At 43.9% G+C, this 19,255-nt stretch carries 12 protein-coding genes, 1 tRNA gene and 1 pseudogene; 9 read left to right on the top strand and 5 right to left on the bottom strand.

Features of this window, described 5'->3' with window-relative positions; all coding sequences use genetic code 11:
* Positions 1 to 27: 27 nt before the first annotated feature.
* The 3 genes from L3V37_RS06155 to L3V37_RS06145 all read left to right on the top strand — a co-directional run bounded on the left by L3V37_RS06155 (position 28) and on the right by L3V37_RS06145 (position 3,632).
* On the top strand, positions 28 to 2,448 hold the full coding sequence (locus L3V37_RS06155) for a hybrid sensor histidine kinase/response regulator (protein ID WP_047100819.1): 2,421 nt from the start codon (positions 28 to 30) through the stop codon (positions 2,446 to 2,448).
* A gap of 502 nt (positions 2,449 to 2,950) precedes the next feature.
* Positions 2,951 to 3,400, top strand: coding sequence for an L-alanine exporter AlaE (locus L3V37_RS06150; protein ID WP_005378276.1), 450 nt, complete (start codon positions 2,951 to 2,953; stop codon positions 3,398 to 3,400).
* Between the two features lie 144 nt (positions 3,401 to 3,544).
* Positions 3,545 to 3,632 (top strand) — tRNA-Ser (locus L3V37_RS06145).
* A gap of 273 nt (positions 3,633 to 3,905) precedes the next feature.
* Here L3V37_RS06145 and L3V37_RS24170 read toward each other — a convergent pair.
* The 3 genes from L3V37_RS24170 to L3V37_RS06135 form a co-directional block, all read right to left on the bottom strand.
* Entirely contained in the window at positions 3,906 to 4,034 is a 129-nt protein-coding gene (locus L3V37_RS24170) for a hypothetical protein (protein WP_257789285.1), read from the bottom strand.
* Between the two features lie 352 nt (positions 4,035 to 4,386).
* Positions 4,387 to 5,379 carry a cytochrome d ubiquinol oxidase subunit II gene (locus L3V37_RS06140; RefSeq protein ID WP_237306004.1) on the bottom strand — a complete coding sequence of 331 codons (993 nt, stop codon included), beginning with the start codon at positions 5,377 to 5,379 and terminating at the stop codon, positions 4,387 to 4,389.
* Positions 5,380 to 5,381: 2 nt separating this feature from the next.
* On the bottom strand, positions 5,382 to 6,713 hold the full coding sequence (locus L3V37_RS06135; protein WP_206969718.1) for a cytochrome ubiquinol oxidase subunit I: 1,332 nt from the start codon (positions 6,711 to 6,713) through the stop codon (positions 5,382 to 5,384).
* Between the two features lie 816 nt (positions 6,714 to 7,529).
* On the opposite strand from L3V37_RS06135, the gene L3V37_RS06130 reads away from it, so the two are divergent.
* Positions 7,530 to 7,778 (top strand): hypothetical protein, encoded by a 249-nt coding sequence (locus L3V37_RS06130; RefSeq protein WP_005378271.1) that lies wholly within the window; start codon positions 7,530 to 7,532, stop codon positions 7,776 to 7,778.
* 5 nt (positions 7,779 to 7,783) lie between these two features.
* Here L3V37_RS06130 and L3V37_RS06125 read toward each other — a convergent pair whose 3' ends face one another.
* On the bottom strand, positions 7,784 to 8,773 hold the full coding sequence (locus L3V37_RS06125) for a Solitary outer membrane autotransporter beta-barrel domain (RefSeq protein ID WP_172563326.1): 990 nt from the start codon (positions 8,771 to 8,773) through the stop codon (positions 7,784 to 7,786).
* Between the two features lie 773 nt (positions 8,774 to 9,546).
* Between L3V37_RS06125 and L3V37_RS06120 the strand changes: the two are divergent.
* From L3V37_RS06120 to L3V37_RS06105, 4 genes and pseudogenes are all read left to right on the top strand, one after another.
* Positions 9,547 to 11,174 (top strand): annotated as a pseudogene (locus L3V37_RS06120) (methyl-accepting chemotaxis protein).
* Positions 11,175 to 11,640: 466 nt separating this feature from the next.
* Complete coding sequence (locus L3V37_RS06115; protein ID WP_042522092.1) at positions 11,641 to 12,780, top strand: efflux RND transporter periplasmic adaptor subunit; 1,140 nt, start codon at positions 11,641 to 11,643, stop codon at positions 12,778 to 12,780.
* A 2-nt stretch (positions 12,781 to 12,782) separates the two neighbouring features.
* A complete protein-coding gene (locus tag L3V37_RS06110) occupies positions 12,783 to 15,944 on the top strand; it encodes an efflux RND transporter permease subunit (protein ID WP_237306003.1) in 3,162 nt (1,053 codons plus the stop codon).
* Positions 15,945 to 16,131: 187 nt separating this feature from the next.
* On the top strand, positions 16,132 to 16,587 hold the full coding sequence (locus L3V37_RS06105; RefSeq protein WP_017635039.1) for a MarR family winged helix-turn-helix transcriptional regulator: 456 nt from the start codon (positions 16,132 to 16,134) through the stop codon (positions 16,585 to 16,587).
* 44 nt (positions 16,588 to 16,631) lie between these two features.
* Here the strand turns inward: L3V37_RS06105 and L3V37_RS06100 are convergent, their stop codons facing one another.
* The gene (locus L3V37_RS06100; RefSeq protein WP_025766898.1) at positions 16,632 to 17,588 is read right to left on the bottom strand and encodes an AEC family transporter; all 957 of its coding nucleotides are present in this window, start codon (positions 17,586 to 17,588) and stop codon (positions 16,632 to 16,634) included.
* Positions 17,589 to 18,189: 601 nt separating this feature from the next.
* On the opposite strand from L3V37_RS06100, the gene trpS reads away from it, so the two are divergent.
* Positions 18,190 to 19,212, top strand: coding sequence for a tryptophan--tRNA ligase (gene trpS / locus L3V37_RS06095; RefSeq protein ID WP_237306002.1), 1,023 nt, complete (start codon positions 18,190 to 18,192; stop codon positions 19,210 to 19,212).
* The last annotated feature ends 43 nt before the right edge of the window (positions 19,213 to 19,255 follow it).

Below are 19,255 nucleotides of genomic sequence, written 5' to 3'. Positions count from 1 at the left end.
CGATATTAGGGAATGATTCACACATCTATGGAAATTCGCTCATCACTTAGAAAAAAAAGCATTCTCGCCCTAACACTTTACCTGTGCTTCTTTATCGCCACTATCGGTTCTGTCGCCTATTTGGTTGTTGAGCCACCGGTTAGACAAAAGCTAGAGCAAAACCTAGAGTTACGTACCCAACTCCTGGCTCTTGAGATCAAAGAGCCCCTCCTCAGTTCTACAGGTGTATTGAGCAGCTTAGTAGGGCTAGCCCAAGGGACTGAAAATATTCAATCTCTCAACACAATAATTCCACATATTCTTCAATTGAGTGACAAGATGCTTGTTAGTGGTGGAGTATGGCCTAAACCCGAACTCAAAGCAGAACAATGGAGATATAAAAGTCTATTCTTCAATAAAAACAGTGATAGTGGTATTGACCAAATTCACTCCTACAATAACCCCGAATCTGGCGGTTATGATAATGAACCCTGGTATGTCGCTGCCGCCGATGCTCCGGTAGGTTCTGTTAGTTGGTCTACGGTTTACATCGATACCTTTACTCAGGTCCAGATGATTACCGCGTCTTCTCCGTACTACCAAAACGGTCGATTCGCTGGAGTTGTAACGGTAGACCTATCACTAGATGCACTTTTTCAGTTTATTCGAGAGCACACGAACCAGCATTCTTTGGGGGTAGTGGTTCGCGATGCTGACTCAAACGTGATTATTGAACACAACTTTCAACTGACGGACGAAATTTATGTCAGCGAGCTTGATTTCGGAGAGTTCGACTGGCGCATGGAAGTTGTCAACGCAAAAGCTAAAGTCGCCGATCAAGTGTTTGAACAAGTGATGAGCGTTGAGGGGAGGATCATTCCATTTTTGCTCTTGTGTGTCTTGGTCGGTTACTACTTACTGAATCGCTATATTGTTGAACCAATTGTTCGCATTGCCGCTAAGATTGATGACTCGAAAACTGGTGGGATCATAGATATTGACTACGATAGCGATGACGAAATCGGACAGCTTATCGAGAAGTTCAATGAAAAGACGATCTATTTAGAGCAGGAGAGAATAAAAGCTCAGGCTTCGACAAACGCTAAAACGGCATTCTTAGCCACATTGTCCCACGAGATTCGCACACCAATGAACGGTGTACTAGGAACTGCCCAGATACTGTTAAAAACACCACTTACCGATGAGCAGCGTAAGCACCTGAGAACACTTTATGATTCAGGTGATCACATGATGACATTACTCAATGAGATTTTAGATTACTCAAAAATTGAACAAGGGCATGTTGAGTTTGAAAATAAGCCTTTCCCAATTGAGTCGATTATCGGCAGTATCAAGAGTGTTTATCAAACTCTATGTGCAGAAAAAGGTCTTCGCTTTAGAGTCGTCTCGCATTTACCAACGGGTCGTTGGTACAACAATGACAAAGCCCGTTTGCGTCAAGTACTGTTCAATCTACTCAATAACGCTGTTAAGTTCACCGATCGTGGCATCGTAGAGGTAGAGCTAGCCGAGAAATCGAGTAAGGCAGGCACCAAGCTGATACTAAAGGTAAAAGATACAGGAATTGGTATTTCAAAAGAGGCACAAAAACGCATTTTTCGTCCTTTTGAGCAAGCGGAGTCATCAACGACTAGACGGTTTGGTGGTACAGGGCTTGGTTTAGCAATAGTCAAAGAAATCGCGGAACATATGGGTGGGCAAGTGGTTGTAGAGAGTCAGGAGGACGCTGGAACGACTTTTACTGTCGAAATTGCCCTTACACCTTGCAAGCCAGGTAAAGTAGAGTCAATCAATACACATAAATTGAACTGTAAAGGGTTGAAAGCACTCATTGTTGAAGACAACCGAACAAATGCGATCATTATGGAAACTTTCCTCCGAGCCAAGGGCTTTGAGTGCACAAGTGTCGAAAATGGTCAGCTTGCAGTCGATGAGGTTGCGATCAAACCATTTGATTTGATACTGATGGATAATCATATGCCTGTTCTAGATGGCGTTGGGGCCATATCAGCCATTCGAGCAATGAGTTCACCTGCTAAGTCGGTACTGATTTTTGGCTGTACAGCGGATGTGTTCAAAGAAACACAAGAGCGTATGATTAATGTAGGAGCAGATCACATAATAGCGAAACCAATAGTGGAGTCTGAATTAAATGATGCACTGTATCTTCATGCGACACAGTTATATCAGTACCAATCGGACTTTGATGGAAATGCAGCAGATAGCTTTAATGCTGAAAAGTGGTTACTCAACTTCTATGTCGCTCTAGATAATGGACATCTTAATGAAGCACTTGAGGCTATTTCAGCGATCATTGCGGAGGCTCCCCTTGAACTCAGTGGCGACGTTTCTTCAGTCGCCGAACGGATAAGAAGTAACTTAAAGCGTCAGCAATCCCCAGACCAAGATGATATCGATACATTAACGATTTTGCTGGCCTCACCATAATTTAATCAATATGGCGCAACTGTGAATTGTTCTTACTATTCATACGTCATCCAGCTTCGTGACAAACTCTTCTAACCCGCAATGAACAGGCTTGCAGTTTTACTTTTACGAGTAAAACTGCAAGACCTTCTACTGTGATTATATCGGTAATACTCTGAATTTTCGCAGCTTGGTAGCATAAGCTATAGGAGTGACTGTTTACAGTCCGAGTTTTGTTCTAACTTTACGTCAAAATAATTATCGTAACCCCTTTTTATGTAAGTGAAATCCGTGTTTTTGTACCATTTTTACGTAATTTTAGGCGCTTTTACTCGTCGTTGGTGAAAAAAACTACTTTTACTTTAAAAGTTGGTTATAAATTTACAACTTAATTTTAAATACAGAGCCATAAGCTAGTTTTTGTGTGTTCTAATTGCATCATTAACTGGCTTGATGTCTTTTTAGTGGTTAATAGTTTTATTATTTTTATTAATTGCAGTGTTTGATTTTAAGGGTTTTGTAAATGAAGTCTCGTGGACCATTTTGTATTCGTCACGCCGCAGCGGATACTTTTGCTATGGTTGTTTTTTGCTTTATCACAGGGATGATTGTCGAGATTTTGATTTCAGGGATGACATTTGAGCAATCTCTAGCATCGCGTACGCTATCGATTCCAGTGAATATCGCCATTGCTTGGCCGTATGGGGTTTTTCGTGATTGGGTGCTGCATCAAGGTAGTAAGGTGTCACCGTCTTCCTTTATGAAAAACATCTCTGATCTGGTCGCTTATGTACTATTTCAATCTCCAGTTTATGCGGGTATCTTATTCGCGGTTGGTGCGTCTACAGATCAAATTGTGACCGCAGTGGCAAGTAACGCTGTTATTTCTTGTGGCATGGGTGTGTTGTATGGGTACTTCTTGGATATGTGCCGCCGTTGGTTCCGTGTTCCCGGTTATTCTCAAAGCATGTAAATGCCCCAGTTTTGCTCAATTTAGTTACTTAGTGAGCAATCAATTCGAAAAGGGCGCTTTTTTTTATGTTTAGCCTTGACCATCAGGCACATAATCATTAAATTAGCGCCTCGTTAGCCAATGATGCTAACCAAAATTTGATTCGGTGAGTTGTCCGAGTGGCTGAAGGAGCACGCCTGGAAAGTGTGTATACGGCAACGTATCGAGAGTTCGAATCTCTCACTCACCGCCACATTCTAAAAGGTCTGATTTATCAGGCCTTTTTTCATATCTGCACTAAAGTAATGCATCATTGAAAGTACATAAGAGTACTCAGAGTGCAAACGCAACTCTATCTACAAGCCAACTGTTCATATCTCACCTCGATACAACGCCAAAATTGAAGAAGCTATACAGAGGCAGCCATAATCTGATTGGTGCGGGTTAGCCCATCCGCTTTAATCTAGAATTTAGCACCCATATCACATGAGGTATGAATACGGCCACAAGAATGAACGTATTGCTACTAGATGCTAAGCAAAACAGCCATGAACACGAATACAACAGCAATCATAACAAAGAGATCTGTGTTTGGATTGAGGTCATCTGGGTTAAATTTTTCAATGCTTTGCGTCGTTTCGCATCGTATCTTCATGTTCTTGTCCTTATTTCATGTACTATTTCAACAGCAACATAACATGCAATTGAGTGTTCACAAGTCATAAAAAGCATAAGTATACTTGCACCTCATTGAGCGCAAAAAAAATACTCAAAGCGTTTTAAAGTGGCGGTCTACCTTTTGTAACATCAAATGTTCTTTCTGTTTTTGTGCCTGTATCGCTATAGTTGAGAAACGGTTATCTCGTTCTAGTTAGGAACAAACTACTGGCTGCCGCTACATTCTCTCAGCGTTCCCACTCAGTCGCCTTGGGTAGATACTTTAGTCGTTGAGTACTGCAAAAAAAACGCCGCATGAGCAGCGGCGCTTTGTTGAGGAATTCCCTTTCCTACTTGTAGCTAAGTTCTGTCGCTTTGCCTTTGAAGATCCGGTATACCACAAAGGTGTAAAGCAATATCACCGGCATAACAATCATCACACCGTAGCCCACGATTATTAATGTCGCAGGTGAGGAGGCCGCTTGTTGTGCGGTCATCAACCCCGGCACAACTTCTGGGAAGAAGCTGTACGCAAGACCGAGAAAGCTCAACGCGAAAATGACGGTGACACCAAAGAAAGGCCAACGCACACCCAGATCATTCACCATTGGAACCTGACGCAAATAGCGATCAACTAGGAAGATGGTTGCCAATACAATTAACGGAACTGGGGCAAGCAACAAGATTTCTGGGAAGCTGAACCAACGCAAGGCAACTTGTTGATTTACAATTGGGTTTACAACGCTAACCACCAAGATTCCTAAGGCCGCTAACCAACCAGCACGGCTAGACCAACGGGCCGAGCGTATTTGCAAATCACCTTCCGTTTTTAGTACTAACCATGCGCCACCGATGTAAACGTACGCCGCTGCTACACAAAGTGCGCTTAACCAAGCAAAGCCAAATGCTTCGGTTGATTGTTCAAATCCCATGATGTAACGACCCACCATGTAACCCTGAGTTAGTGCGGTGATTAGCGAGCCAATTCTGAAGCACCAATCCCAATGAGGTTTATGATCCGAGTTCGCTTTGGCTCGGAAATCGAACGCCACGCCACGCATTATCAGTGCGATAAGCATTATGGCGGTCGGCATATAGAGCTCCGTTAAAATCAAACTGTGAGCGGTAGGAAAGGCAATCAACAAAATACCAACGGCTAACACCAACCACGTTTCGTTCGCGTCCCAGAAAGGGCCGATAGAGGCTATCATTCGGTCACGTTGCGCTTCATTATCACTTGGTAAAAGGATACCGACGCCAAGGTCGTAGCCGTCGAGCACAGCATACATAAAGACCGAGAAGCCAAGCAGCAGAAGATAAATTTCTGGTAGATAGTCGAGCATGATTAGGCCTCTTGTTGTGTCAGTGGGACTTCATGGGCTGCAATGTCTTTGCGCGCCAAATAGAATAGGGTATGGATGTACGCAACCAGCAATGCAGCATAAATGGCTAAGTACATAATGAGCGAAGTCATCACGCTACTGCTCGCAACCGTGGTGACGGCTTCTGATGTACGCAATACACCGCTGACCAACCAAGGCTGTCGGCCAATCTCAGTAACATACCAACCCGCCAATGTGGCTATCCAACCGGAGAACGTCATGGCTAATACCGTGTACAGGTAAGGTTTAGGTAACGCTTTTTTGCGTGCTAGCGTCACCGCGCCATACCAGCTAACCAGCAGCATAAGGACACCTACACCAACCATCACGCGGAAACCAAAGAACAGGGGCTTCACTGGTGGGTGGTCAGGCGCAAACTCGTTAAGTCCCTGGATTTCCCCGTCTAAGTCATGCGTAAGAATCAAACTCGCCAACTTAGGGATGCCCACTTCAAAATCATTGCTGCGAGTTTCTTCATTTGGCATCGCAAATAGTAGAAGAGGCGCGCCTTGCTCGGTCTCCCACACACCTTCCATCGCTGCAATTTTTGCAGGTTGATGTTCAAGCGTGTTTAACCCGTGAAGGTCACCGACAAAGATTTGTACCGGGATGAACCCAGCCGCCGCGAACAGCGCGACTTTTAGGCCAAGTTTGGCTGAGCGGTGATCTGACTTTTTCATTATTTGATAAGCCGAGATACCTGCAATCAAGAAGCTGGCAGTCAGCGCCGATGCTAATAGCGTGTGTAGAAGACGGTACGGTAAAGAAGGATTGAAAATGACTTCTTTCCAACTGGTCACATGAACAATGCCGTCAATCACTTCATAGCCACTTGGTGTGTGCATCCAGCTGTTAAGCACCAGAATCCAAAATGCGGACATACTTGTCCCAACAGCAACCAGAACGGTGGCGAGAGTATGAACCCATTCCGGTACTCGTCCTCGTCCAAAAAGCATTACACCCAGGAAGGTGGCTTCCATAAAGAAGGCGGTCATCACTTCGTATCCGAGCAATGGTCCAGCTACGTTTCCGACTCGTTCCATAAAGCCTGGCCAGTTGGTACCAAACTGGAAACTCATCGTAATGCCGGATACCACACCCAAGGCGAAAGTGAGAGCGAATATCTTGACCCAGAAGTAATAAACATCGAGCCATACGGGGGCCTGTGTGCGGTTATATCGCCACTTGAAAAACACCAACATCCATGCCAACGCGATGGTGATGGTCGGGAAGAGAATGTGAAAGCTGATATTGGCCGCGAACTGGATCCGCGACAGCATGAGGGTATCTAACATCTTGGTTCCTCAAAAACGTGCCATACTAAAAATCGTGTCTATCTGTAATTTAGTTACGAAAAGTCGGGCAGTTTGGATTCATGTATCGAGAAATACAGGTGATTCTGTTTTCTTCTAACCATGATTTATATCAACTAAGGGAAAGAAAGGAGTGTAGGAAATTGTCTCAAAATGCCACTAATAGTCGCGAGAAGTGAGTAAAAGAAAGCAAATGTAACTGAAGGAGCATGGATTAAGATTAGTTCGAATTATCCTTATGATGGTTTCGATAATCCTGAAATAAAATTACAAAAACAATATTTTTAGTAAGGAAAATTGCCTTGCCTTCACTTTGAACCTCCATACTATTTATACACTAGTCATGTCGAGATCATCTCAAACACAGCAAACTTACTGGCAGTTAAGGTGGGAAACTTTAGCTAATTGATAAACTTAAAATTGCACTGCTAATGACATGTGCATCATAAGTTCGTTAGCACTCGACCAGAAGTGCGATAGGCTACATTTTTATACTAGCGAACGATTTGGCTCTAGGTAATTCGGCTTTCACTAGATCAACAAGTCGACTGCGGACCATTTTCGATTCCTGATGAGTTTCAATCCAAACTGACACTTACTTTTCAGCAAGTGTGCTAGTGTCTTTCTTGTTATTTATTAAATAATTAATAAATGCCTATATGGTAAAGAGAGTTGTGGGCAGCTATCTCGAGCAGTAGACTGGCGCTAGCCAGAGAGTCTGACTTTGAGGGGGGCATTCTACATGAACCTTGGATTCTGCCACCGCAAAGCTGATATTGAATTTGATGGAGATGGATAATGAACGACAGTTGGGCTAATTTCTTTCCTTACTTTGCTGGAGCTTTTAAGCTTATTGTATTAGGGATAGGAGCCTACTTAGCCATTAAATGGCATTTTGACGAAGAGCGAAGGGTAAGAGAAGCGGAAGGTGTGGTGTTTGATAACCCAAGTCTCATGAAAAAGTTTGCGAAGACGCTAACTCTGCCATTCCTTTTGTGTCTTCTCGTTCTTCTTGTTATATATGCTACCAACTGGTTCCTGTACTGACAGCGTTATTGTTTGTTGTAGTAAAGTTGAATGCTGCCACCTCTGAGAGTCGAGCCGTAGTTGAAGTTAACGCCTATGCCGAAATTGTCCAACCAATCAAAGGGCTTTGGTGCATAAAATAGCCATCCTATAGAAGCTTCGTAGTAATGCGGACTTCCCAGTTCATCGCTTAAATCATGCGAAAGGTCGACTCTTTTAATCCCGGTAAATAAAGCTTGCTCACCGTGATAAATATTGTAGTAACCGGTGATTTCATTAGATAGGTACCAACCTTTAGGGTTGCCTATATTGCCGTTATTTGCGCTTCCCCAGCTGTGCCCAATGAATGAATTCAATGTCGAACTGGCATGCCATTTCCCCCAACTTGTGGGAGACGTGTATTTGGCTTTAATGGATGGTTGAACTATTGCCGCCCATGCTGAAACGTTAACGGCACGGCCGTCTAGGATTCTTCCAATGATGGATGAAAGTTTATTATCGGTAGAGAATGAGTTTTTATAACGCATAAGGTGAGTCGTCGTTCTGGTGCTAAGGGTGACGTTTTCACTTGCTTTGTATAGATACCCATAACCAATCGATGCACCGTATGTCCTTTCCTTGAGAAGATCCTTACTTGTGCCGAATAGTTTGAGATCATTCTCTGTTTGTATCGTAAATGCCTTAAACGACAGCTCATGTAAGTCCTCGCTGCCCTCTATGTCAAAGTTAGTCGTGTAAGGGAGAACATATACGGATTTGCTTCGACGTTCATTGATTGACTCGTCAGTCCCGAACTCTGGGTTGGCGGTATCAAATAATGCATTCGGATCAAAGTCGCCAATACCAAACGCAATTGCGTCAGTGTCGGACAGCAAAACCGCGATAGAAAAACGTTGTTGGAGAAGGTTGCTAATTTCCTTATCTAGTGGATCCGCTTGAGCAGTGTGAGGAAGTGAGAGTAGGAGAGTGAGCGAAACGACTCGCCACTCCACTGAGGCGAAGTTGGGTTGGAACATTTTGGCTCTTTCAAATGGTTCATGCATGGAGTTTTTGGACGTACCGGTACGCTAACATTAGTTTAATCGTTGAATGGTCGGTGTAACTTTGAGAAATCTATGTTTTCTCATATTGATATGAAAAAGTTCCTTAAACGAGTTTAGCTTCAATGTGTATGCTGCACCAGATTTGTTTAGCAACATCATTCTTTTCTGAAGATGTAGCAAAACTTTGTGACTAGGTTGCATTATTTTCTTGAATGCGTCTCTTGAGAGGAAAATAGCAAACTTTTTTATTGCCTTGGCGCTCAAGAAAATCTGAATCGTTCACTGTGCTACAGGTTACTTCGAAAACTTGTAAGCACCCTGTCTGCCAACATCACGACTAACATCATCAAGGATTACCCTTAAATACGTCAGATAAACAATGGTTTTTTTGAGCTTTAGAAGAAATGTTCGGACTTTTGCATATTCCGCGGTGGTGCTCAATCCAAGAACTGTGTTTTGTATGTGTTCTCAGTAAATCATTGAGTCGATCTATTCTTCAAAATGTGGTCCCTTTTAATTCACTTTCTGTTACATATTTTTCGTTTTGAAAGAGCATTTTAATTTGCATCTTTTGAAAAGATCTCTTTGTTAAATTTTGTATAAAATCAACTAATTGTTGAAATTAGAACCCTTGTCAAAAAGTCATTAGATTTCATGTTGAATAGCCTCTTTTACCTAATAGTATACTCTATTTGTTTGATATAATTTCCGGCAGTTTGTATACCATAAATAAAGAGAGTCTATTCATGTTCCAGAACTTAACGATCAAGCAGAAGATAGTGATTCCGCTGTCATTGATTATTGGATTGTTTATTGTGAGCTCTGTATTAAACGTTATGACAAGTTGGAAGCAATCTGAATTGAGTGAGACACTCAACGAACAGATCGTGCCGAACTTATTAACGATTGAGGATGCTTACCGCGATCTTTACCAAGCTACATCTGCAATCCAAGGTGTTGCTCTTTCTGATACTCAAACCGATATTGATCACCACATCGGTGAATACAAAGACAACGCATACAAAGCGCTGCCGCGTATGGAACAAATGATTGAGCTATCGCAAGCCGGTGTGACGCCTTCTACACATGGTAATGAAGTTCGAACGCTTGTCTCTTTGGGTGAAAAATGGTTAGCAAGTTATGAGGTGATGCTACGTTTACCTCAATCTCAATGGCGTGGTTACTATAATGAGCACAAACATACCTTTGAAGACCAATTTATCGAGGTTAGAGCGCAGCTTAACGTTGTAAAAGATGCAATAGAAGAAAAGCAAAACCAATTGAAGGACGAAATATCAGCGGCTGCAACAAGAGCAGAACTCATTCTTGAGGCTGGCATTGTGATTGTTATTTTTGCCGCTATCGCGATGGCTTTTTTGTTGTTACAAACGGTTGTGAAGCCTATCAATGATATTAAAAATGCGATGACAGAAATTGCGTCCGGTGAAGGTGATCTAAGTCAGCGAATCGATGTAAAAACACAAGACGAAATTGGCAATTTAGCAGACGCATTTAACCAGTTTGTGTCCAAAATTCAAATGACAGTCGCTCAGGTAATTGAAAGCTCAAATACCTTACGTAACGAAATGGCAAATCTTAGCTCGTTGACGACGACCATCGCGAACTCGACCGTTTCTCAGCAAAATGATAGCGAGGCGGTAGCGGCGGCAGTGCATGAAATGCAAGTCACCAGCAGAAATGTAAGCGATAGCGCTAACGAAGCTGCGGTTGCGAGCCAAACAGCGAATGATGAACTTACCAATACCAATGTTATTTTGGATCAAACGGTTAGCTCAATTCGCATGAAATCGAAAGCGCAAGTCACGTCATTAACACATTGGATCATGATGTGAGTAACATTGCGTCCGTACTGGATGTAATTCGTGGTATTGCCGAACAAACAAACTTATTAGCGCTTAACGCAGCCATTGAAGCGGCTCGCGCTGGAGAGCAAGGGCGAGGCTTTGCTGTGGTAGCGGACGAGGTTCGTTCTTTAGCCAGTCGTACGCAACAGAGTACGGGAGAAATCCAAACCATGATTGAAAAGCTACAATCAGGTGCAGGACAAGCTGTAGAAGTGATGCGCGGTAGCCAAAATAGCAGTGATGAAACGATCAAGTCCGCTGGCCGAGCGAGTGAATCCCTTTCTGAAATCTTGAACGCGATTTCACGTATGAACGAGATGAATACACACATTGCAACGGCTGCGAGCCAGCAAAGTACAGTAAGTGACGAAGTAAATAGCAACGTACAAGGCATTGCAGACAGTAGCACTTCAATTGTGGAAATCGTAAACCAAGCGCAAGCTTCTTTAGCCATGTTGTCAGAGCAAACTCAACGTTTAGATCATCAGGTCAGTCAGTTCAAAGTATAAGCTTGAGAACAGCAATCTCACTGACGAAATAACCCGCTTCTTAGCGGGTTATTTTTTAGATAAGTGGCGAACCTGACTTGTGAAATTTCGACTATATTTACGTTCCTTTCTCACTTTAGTTCGTATACCAGAGTGGGCAAATAACCCTAGACAGCGGTCACAAACTCTGTACAGCGTGATGATGCTTTTATCATCACTTTTGCTGCTTTTTAACCATTGCAATTGCACACGGGAAAATGTGATTTCCAACCCAAAATCTTCAAATTTGAGAACTTCATAACACCTTTACCATAAACGTTTTTCGTAAGCGTATAGAACTGTAAATTTTGTTGTATGTACAACACTGGGTATTTATCATCCTAATTAATTTGTTCTGGATATACATCCGTTAGTCATTATTAAGTCATTCTAGAAGCTTTTAATAAGGAATCTTGAAGGCTTGTCGGTAGATAAGAGAGAAAAATTCATGAGACGTAAAACCACGCTATCTCTGCTGATTGCGTCGAGCCTTTTTGTGGTTGGATGTCAACCTAGCGAAGAAGGATCGAGCCAAGGTGGTGGTCCTGCGCCCGCAACCGAAGTAGAAGTGTTAACAGTGCAGCCAACGCGCCAAGCATTGACAGTAGAGCTGCCGGGTCGTAGCAGAGCATTCAAAGAAGCAGAAGTTCGTCCGCAAGTCACTGGCATTATTTCGGAGCGAAATTTTGTTGAAGGTGGCCTTGTTGAACAAGGACAGTCGCTATATCAAATTGATGATTCATCATTTCAGGCGGATTTGCTGAGCGCTGAAGCGGAATTAATCCGTGCGCAAGCTGCGGCAGAGTCGACCTATGCCACGGTGAAGCGTTACAGAACCTTGATCACCAAAAAATCCATCAGCCAACAAGACTTGGATGAAGCAGAAGCGGCATACAAAGAAGCGAAAGCGCAGGTCCTAGTCGCAAAAGCCAAGATCAACACAGCAAAAATCAACTTAGATTATACGCAAGTCAAAGCTCCGATTAGCGGGGTGATCGGTAAATCGAGTGTGACAGCGGGTGCGTTGGTTACGGCTAACCAAGCTGCCAAATTAGCGACCATTCAGCAGCTTGACCCTATCAATGTTGATATTGTGCAATCATCCGCGCAACTGCTGCGTTTGAAAGCATCACTCTCCCAAGGCCATATGCAAGAAGATGACTCTGCGCAAGTTACATTGATGCTTGAAGATGGCAGCACTTACGAACACAAAGGCACAATGAAATTTACTGAGGTCAATGTGAACGAAAGTACGGGCAGCGTGACGCTTCGTGCCGAATTCCCAAACCCTGACGGTTTGTTGCTACCTGGAATGTTTGTTCGTGCGACGGTCATTACTGGTGTCGACCCAGATGCGATTCTAATACCACAAAATACGGTATCTCGTGATGCGACAGGTAAAGCGACAGTGATGACGGTTAATGGCGAGAACAAAGTGGAAGCGAAACCAGTGAAGACTGCCGAAGCGATCAATAGCCAATGGCGCATTATTGATGGTTTGAACGCGGGTGATAAAGTCATTACCGCCGGTTTACAAAAGGTAGGGCCAGGCAGTTCGGTAACTATCCAAAACGGTGAACAGGAGTAATCATGGCACGATTTTTTATCGATCGTCCGGTATTTGCTTGGGTTCTCGCGATTCTAACGATGTTGGCGGGGGTAATGTCATTATTCAATTTACCCGTCTCGCAATACCCAACGATTTCACCGACGACGATCACCATCAGTGCTCGCTATCCAGGTGCATCAGCAAAAACCGTTGAAGACTCGGTAACGCAGGTTATCGAGCAAAACATGACAGGATTAGATTACCTTCGCTACCTATCATCGAGCAGTGATGCATTTGGTAATGCGACAATTACCCTGACGTTTGATAGCGAAGCTGATCCTGATATCGCGCAAGTACAGGTGCAGAACAAACTGCAATTGGCATTGACTTCATTGCCGATGGAGGTACAAAACCAAGGTATTGTCGTAAATAAATCCAATACGGCATTTCTCATGGTTGTCGCAGTTTATTCTGAAGATCCAGACTTTACAGAAAACGATATCGGCGACTTTGTTGTAACGAATATTCAAGACCCGATAAGTCGTGTAACTGGTGTCGGACAAGTGCAGGCGTTTGGTGCGCAGTATGCGATGCGAGTTTGGCTGGATCCATTTAAGCTTACGCAGTTCAACTTGACCGCGATCGACGTAGCAAATGCAATCAGTGAACAGAACGCGCAAGTTTCTTCAGGTCAACTTGGTGCGGCACCTGCGCAGGAGGGTCAGTTGTTGAATGCTACGATTTCTTCTGCAAGTCGTTTGAGCAGTGTAGAAGAGTTCCAAGACATCATTCTTAAGTCCGACGCCAGTGGTTCGAATGTTTATTTGAAAGATGTAGCTCGCGTTGAGCGTGGTGCAGAAAGTTATGATATTCGAGGCCAATATAATGGCTTCCCAGCATCGGGGTTAGGTATTTCATTAGGTACTGGCGCAAACGCGCTTGAGACAGCCAATGCGGTAAAAGAGCGCTTAGAACAACTGAGTGCAACGTTCCCAGAAGGGTTGCAGATTGCTTACCCATTTGAAACAACGCCATTCGTCAAAGCCTCGATTCAAGAAGTGGTTAAAACGCTATTAGAAGCCATTCTTCTTGTGTTCTTAATCATGTACCTGTTCTTGCAGAACTTCCGTGCGACGATCATTCCAACGATCGCAGTGCCTGTCGTATTGCTCGGAACCTTCGCTATTTTGTACGCGACTGGATTTAGTGTAAACACGTTAACCATGTTCGCGATGGTTCTGGCTATCGGTTTGCTGGTGGATGATGCCATCGTTGTGGTAGAAAACGTCGAGCGTGTGATGCATGAAGATGGTTTAGAGCCCAAAGAAGCGACCAAAAAATCGATGGGACAGATTACTGGTGCCCTGATTGGTGTCGGTTTGACGCTTTCAGCGGTATTCGTCCCTATGGCGTTTATGTCTGGTTCTACCGGGGTTATTTACCGTCAGTTTTCGATAACTATTGTGGCGGCTATGACGCTTTCCGTTTTGGTTGCGATAATTCTGACTCCGGCATTGTGTGCTACGTTGCTGAAAAAAGGCGATGCTGAGCTTCTAGAGAAGAAAGGCTTCTTTGGCTGGTTTAACCGCAAGTTTGATGCGATGACAGTAGGCTATGAAACCGGCGTTGCCAAACTTCTAAAACGCACAGGTCGCATGTTGGTTGTATTTTTGGCAATGAGTGCAGGTGCTGGCTGGTTATTTATGAACCTTCCAACGTCATTTTTGCCAGATGAAGACCAAGGCACAGTATTCTCAATGGCTATTTTGCCGCCTAACTCAACACAAGAACAGACGGAAAAAACACTTGAGAAAATGCGTGACTTTTACCTAGTAGACGAAAAAGACAATGTAAAATCCGTCTTCTCCGTTGCTGGATTTAGTTTCGCAGGTCAAGGCCAAAACATGGGGATGGCATTTATCGGTCTGAAAGATTGGTCTGAGCGTGAAGCGCCTGGCGCTGATGCGGCTTCCATTACGGGCCGAGCGATGGGGTACTTCTCTACCATTAAAGAAGCTTTGGTGTTTGCGTTCGCCCCTCCAGCGATTCAAGAGCTAGGTAACTCGACGGGTTTCGATTTCTATCTCCAAGACTCGTTGAATAAAGGGCACGATGCATTAGTTGCGGCTCAAGGGCAACTTCTGGGCATGGCAGCACAAAACCCGAAACTTGTCGGTGTTCGTCCAAACGGTCAGGCAGATGCGCCAATGTACAAAGTGAACATTGACCACGTCAAACTTCGTGCTTTGGATGTCAGTATCAATGACGTAAACCAAATCCTGTCAGCTGCATGGGGCGGGGCTTACATTAACGATTATATTGACCGCGGTCGTGTGAAGAAAGTGATGGTGCAAAGTGATGCGGAATACCGCATGCAGCCAAAAGACTTCGATTCATGGTACGTACGCAACGCTAAGGGAGAGATGGTGCCTTTCTCTGCTTTTGCGAGTGGCGAGTGGACATATGGTTCTCCTCTTTTGCAGCGCTTTGATGGTTTGCCAGCAATGAATATTCAAGGCGGTGCAGCTCCTGGTGTAAGTACTGGTGAAGCCATGGAAGAAATTGAAGCAATGGTAGAAAAGCTACCAGAAGGTTTCACGGTGAACTGGAATGGTATTTCGTATGAAGAGCGCCTTTCCGGAAACCAAGCGCCGATGCTATATGCGCTATCTATCCTCGTCGTATTCTTAGTTCTTGCCGCTTTGTATGAAAGTTGGTCAGTACCTTTCGCCGTGGTGTTAGTTGTTCCTCTTGGTGTGCTTGGTGCTGTGCTTGCGGTAATGACGCGCAGTATGGATAACGATGTGTTCTTCCAGGTGAGCTTATTAACTACGGTCGGCTTGGCAACCAAAAACGCCATTCTGATTGTTGAGTTTGCAAAGGACTACTATGAGAAAGGCGCTGGGCTTATCGAAGCAACCTTACATGCTGTTCGCGTTCGTCTGCGCCCAATTATCATGACATCGCTTGCTTTTGGTTTGGGTGTGGTACCACTTGCTATCAGTTCAGGTGTGGGATCGGCAGGTCAAAACGCAGTAGGTACCGGCGTACTTGGTGGCATGATCAGTGCCACGATATTGGGTATATTCTTCGTCCCAATCTTCTTTGTAGTGGTTGAGCGATTGTTTGATCGACGTGCGAGAAAAGAGTCGGAGGCAGAGTTGTCTGAGACCAGCACTAAACCCACTCAGCAAAGCGAGTAGGACTTGGTTGTTTTAACTGAGTTATACTAGTGATAATAAACACGATTAAAGGGCGCTTCGGCGCTCTTTATTTTATGTTTTCACTTGGTGGTTACCGTCTATGACGCGAGCCTGAAAGACGGCGTGTTGTGTGCAGTATCAGCACAGCCTTTTCGGCCGAATGAAAGCCTAAAGAAGAAAAACGACGATGAAAGATCAGAAAATTTCCCCAATTTCCGTTTTGGATCAAAGCCCTATGTTTGTCTGCGGTGTGATGCAGCGCATGTACCGCAATCGTGCCCAAGCCGAGCTGTCTCGGCAAAATTTGATGACACTAGAAATGGCAAGTGCACTGGCCGCTTTAGAAGAATTTCAACCTATGAGCCAGCAAGCGTTGGCTGATGCGGTTCGAACTGAGCGAAGTGTAGCAAAGCGGATGGTGGACAATCTGGAAAAGAGAGGGTTTGTTCAAGTTTCTAAAAGTAAATCGAATCAGCGCCTTAAAATGCTAAGCATGACAAAAGAGGGAGCAAATGCTTTAAAGCAAGTTCATCAAATCATGACGAATTTACAGAAAGAGTTTTTTTCTTGTTTGTCGGAATCTGAAGCGAGTGAATTTTTTCGTCTGGTAAGAAAGCTCACTTTTGCGAATCACGACCAGTAACTGACATCAATGCCGTTTAGCGTTTTTATTTTATCGCGGACCAATTATATTAAGCTGTAGAACTTAAGAAATAGGATGCCCAACGTACAGGTCACGGTAGAAAGCACCGTAGTGAGTGCGATGATATTTGCAGCTAACGTGGCATTGCCTCCCATGGAACGCGCCATGACATAGCTGGCAGCAGCGACTGGAGAGGCGTTCATAAAGAAAAGAATACCTAGCTCAATTCCTCGAAACCCTACTAAGTAAGCTCCCATGGTGATGATGACTGGCGCTACGATGAGCTTGTAACTGCTCGCAAACCAAGATGGACCTTTCTCTTTTCTCATCAAGCTAAAGTCAAGTGAGCCACCCGTACACAACAGCGCCAAAGGCAATGTCATTTTGGACAAGTAGTCTCCTGCGTCAATAACCACATTCGGTACTGGAATAGCGAGTAAATAAAAAGCCATTCCTAGAACAATGGAGATTATGAGCGGATTCCTAGTCAGTGTTCGGCCCATCATCTTTGCTGCTTGCGAGGCAGACGTTGCCCCCTTGGGCGATAAGCAAATTACCGCTTGGACGTTATAAATAAATGTGGTGACCGCGACATAGAGAGCCGCTAACGCCACACCTTGAGAACCATACGCATTGGCAACGTAAGCGATGCCAATAATACCTGTATTTGCTCGGAACCCACCTTGGATGAGAACGCCTTGATCAGGCGATGCTTTGAATAGAAGTTTGACGGAAAGATAGGTGAAAATGAAAAACGAAATACTAGCGATGACGCCGAAATTGACGAATCCACTTGCCGCGGAAAAGTCGTGTTCTGAAGCCACAATGCTGACAAATAACATTGCAGGCAAGGTAACTTGAAACACCAGTTTAGAGCCTACTTCGATAAAATTATCGTTGATTAGACCAAAGCGCTTAAAAAGAACGCCAAGTACCAACATCAAACAGATAGGTCCGGTTATCGACAAAGAGAATTGCAACTGATGTAAAACAGCTTCCATGTAAGTATCCGCAGCAAAAGAAAAAAGTGTTCCTGTTGCCTATTAAGCCACAAACCCGGAGGGTAGGACAGTAACGTGATGAAATTTTCTTCTGTTGTAGGTTCCGGAGTCATTTACACTCCAAGTTATGGACGAGGTCCCAATTTAACAAAGCGGTACTGGTCCTACGTGCGATATGTTGGTTAACTCGTTGTCGTGATGCATCCACATGCGTATTAGATGTGAGGGCTGGTCATCGTAGTTATGGATAGGAGTTCATCAATGAAAAGGAAACACAACAAAACTGTACTGTGTGCGTTTGTCTCTGGTTCGGTATTTGGTGCGGTTTTGGTCATTGCAATGTCTTTACCAATGTAATCCTCTTAATTGGCTGTTGGAACACTCACACTAATTCAGTACAAAACAGATTGAGTTCTGCGGTGTGTGCTGTTAGTTTAAAAAACATGAAAATACACGTTCGCCCTTCATTAACAACCTTCTCTTGGTGGCGCTCTAAATAGAGCGGCGCGGAATACTTACATTCTTAAGCTGCTGGATGGTAGCTAAGAGTGTTTGATCTTTTTATCTCCAGTAGCGATCTATTAAATACTTGGAGACAAATATGAATAGCCATAAAAATACATCTCAGCGTGAAATTATACTTACCGGAGATCGAGCAACAGGTCCATTACACCTAGGGCACTATATTGGTTCATTGCAACAACGAGTCAAATTGCAAACGGAGCACGAGCAAACGATCTTGGTCGCGGACATGCAAGGGTTGACGGATAACGCGCATAATCCATCAAAGGTATCCTCTAATATTCTCAATGTCGTTGCAGATTATTTGGCTGTTGGTATCAACCCCGCTCAAACTACGATCACGTTGCAGTCTCTAATTCCAGCGTTAGCCGAGTTGACAATGTATTACAGTAATCTTGTTTCTATCGCACGATTAGAGCGAAACCCCACGGTTAAAAATGAGATTCAAAGTAAAGGCTTTGAACGCTCTATTCCCGCAGGCTTTTTAACGTATCCAATTTCTCAAGCTGCTGATATTACGGGGTTTCATGCGACGCTAGTACCAGTGGGTGATGACCAACTGCCGATGTTAGAGCAAACTAATGAAATCGTGAGAAAAATAAACCATCTGGGTGGAAAAGAGGTTCTTAGAGAATGCCGTCCATTACTTAGCGATGCACCTCGTTTGCCGAGTACTGACGGTAAAAATAAGATGTCTAAAAGCATGGGGAACGCAATCAACTTAGGCGCCTCCGAAAAGGAGACTTCCGCGGCAGTGAAATCTATGTATACCGATGCCAATCATCTGAAAATTGAGGACCCTGGCCAAGTCGAAGGGAATATTGTATTCATCTACCTCGATGCTTTTCATCCTGATAAAAATTATGTCGAACAGCTAAAAGACCATTATCGACGAGGTGGATTAGGTGATGGTTTGACCAAGAAAGTGTTAGAAGAATGCTTACAAGAGATGCTTCGCCCTATTCGAGAAAAGCGCGCTATGTATTTGAATGATAAAGCGCAGCTGATTGATATTTTAAAACAAGGTAGTGAGCGTTCTCGCGAGAAAACCGAAAAAGTGCTATTTGATGTGAAAGATGTATTTGGTTTAAATTTGTTCTGAATTAAAAGTAGAGAGTTGAACATAAGGCACGACGGCTGGTTAG

It is taken from the genome of Vibrio sp. D54 (assembly GCF_021728075.1).
GTDB lineage: Bacteria > Pseudomonadota > Gammaproteobacteria > Enterobacterales > Vibrionaceae > Vibrio > Vibrio alginolyticus.
The sequence above is the reverse complement of the archived record's forward strand: the minus strand, read 5'-3'. Positions and strand labels throughout refer to the sequence as shown.

Bases quoted from the DNA above. Each gene is read 5' to 3' on its own strand.
- L3V37_RS24170 (WP_257789285.1), bottom strand. From the start codon at position 4,034: ATGAAGATACGATGCGAAACGACGCAAAGCATTGAAAAATTTAACCCA.
- L3V37_RS06125 (WP_172563326.1), bottom strand. From the start codon at position 8,773: ATGTTCCAACCCAACTTCGCCTCAGTGGAGTGGCGAGTCGTTTCGCTC.
- L3V37_RS06155 (WP_047100819.1), top strand. From the start codon at position 28: ATGGAAATTCGCTCATCACTTAGAAAAAAAAGCATTCTCGCCCTAACA.
- L3V37_RS06105 (WP_017635039.1), top strand. From the start codon at position 16,132: ATGAAAGATCAGAAAATTTCCCCAATTTCCGTTTTGGATCAAAGCCCT.
- L3V37_RS06115 (WP_042522092.1), top strand. From the start codon at position 11,641: ATGAGACGTAAAACCACGCTATCTCTGCTGATTGCGTCGAGCCTTTTT.
- L3V37_RS06140 (WP_237306004.1), bottom strand. From the start codon at position 5,379: ATGCTCGACTATCTACCAGAAATTTATCTTCTGCTGCTTGGCTTCTCG.
- L3V37_RS06110 (WP_237306003.1), top strand. From the start codon at position 12,783: ATGGCACGATTTTTTATCGATCGTCCGGTATTTGCTTGGGTTCTCGCG.
- L3V37_RS06100 (WP_025766898.1), bottom strand. From the start codon at position 17,588: ATGGAAGCTGTTTTACATCAGTTGCAATTCTCTTTGTCGATAACCGGA.
- L3V37_RS06150 (WP_005378276.1), top strand. From the start codon at position 2,951: ATGAAGTCTCGTGGACCATTTTGTATTCGTCACGCCGCAGCGGATACT.
- L3V37_RS06135 (WP_206969718.1), bottom strand. From the start codon at position 6,713: ATGTTAGATACCCTCATGCTGTCGCGGATCCAGTTCGCGGCCAATATC.
- trpS (WP_237306002.1), top strand. From the start codon at position 18,190: ATGAATAGCCATAAAAATACATCTCAGCGTGAAATTATACTTACCGGA.
- L3V37_RS06130 (WP_005378271.1), top strand. From the start codon at position 7,530: ATGAACGACAGTTGGGCTAATTTCTTTCCTTACTTTGCTGGAGCTTTT.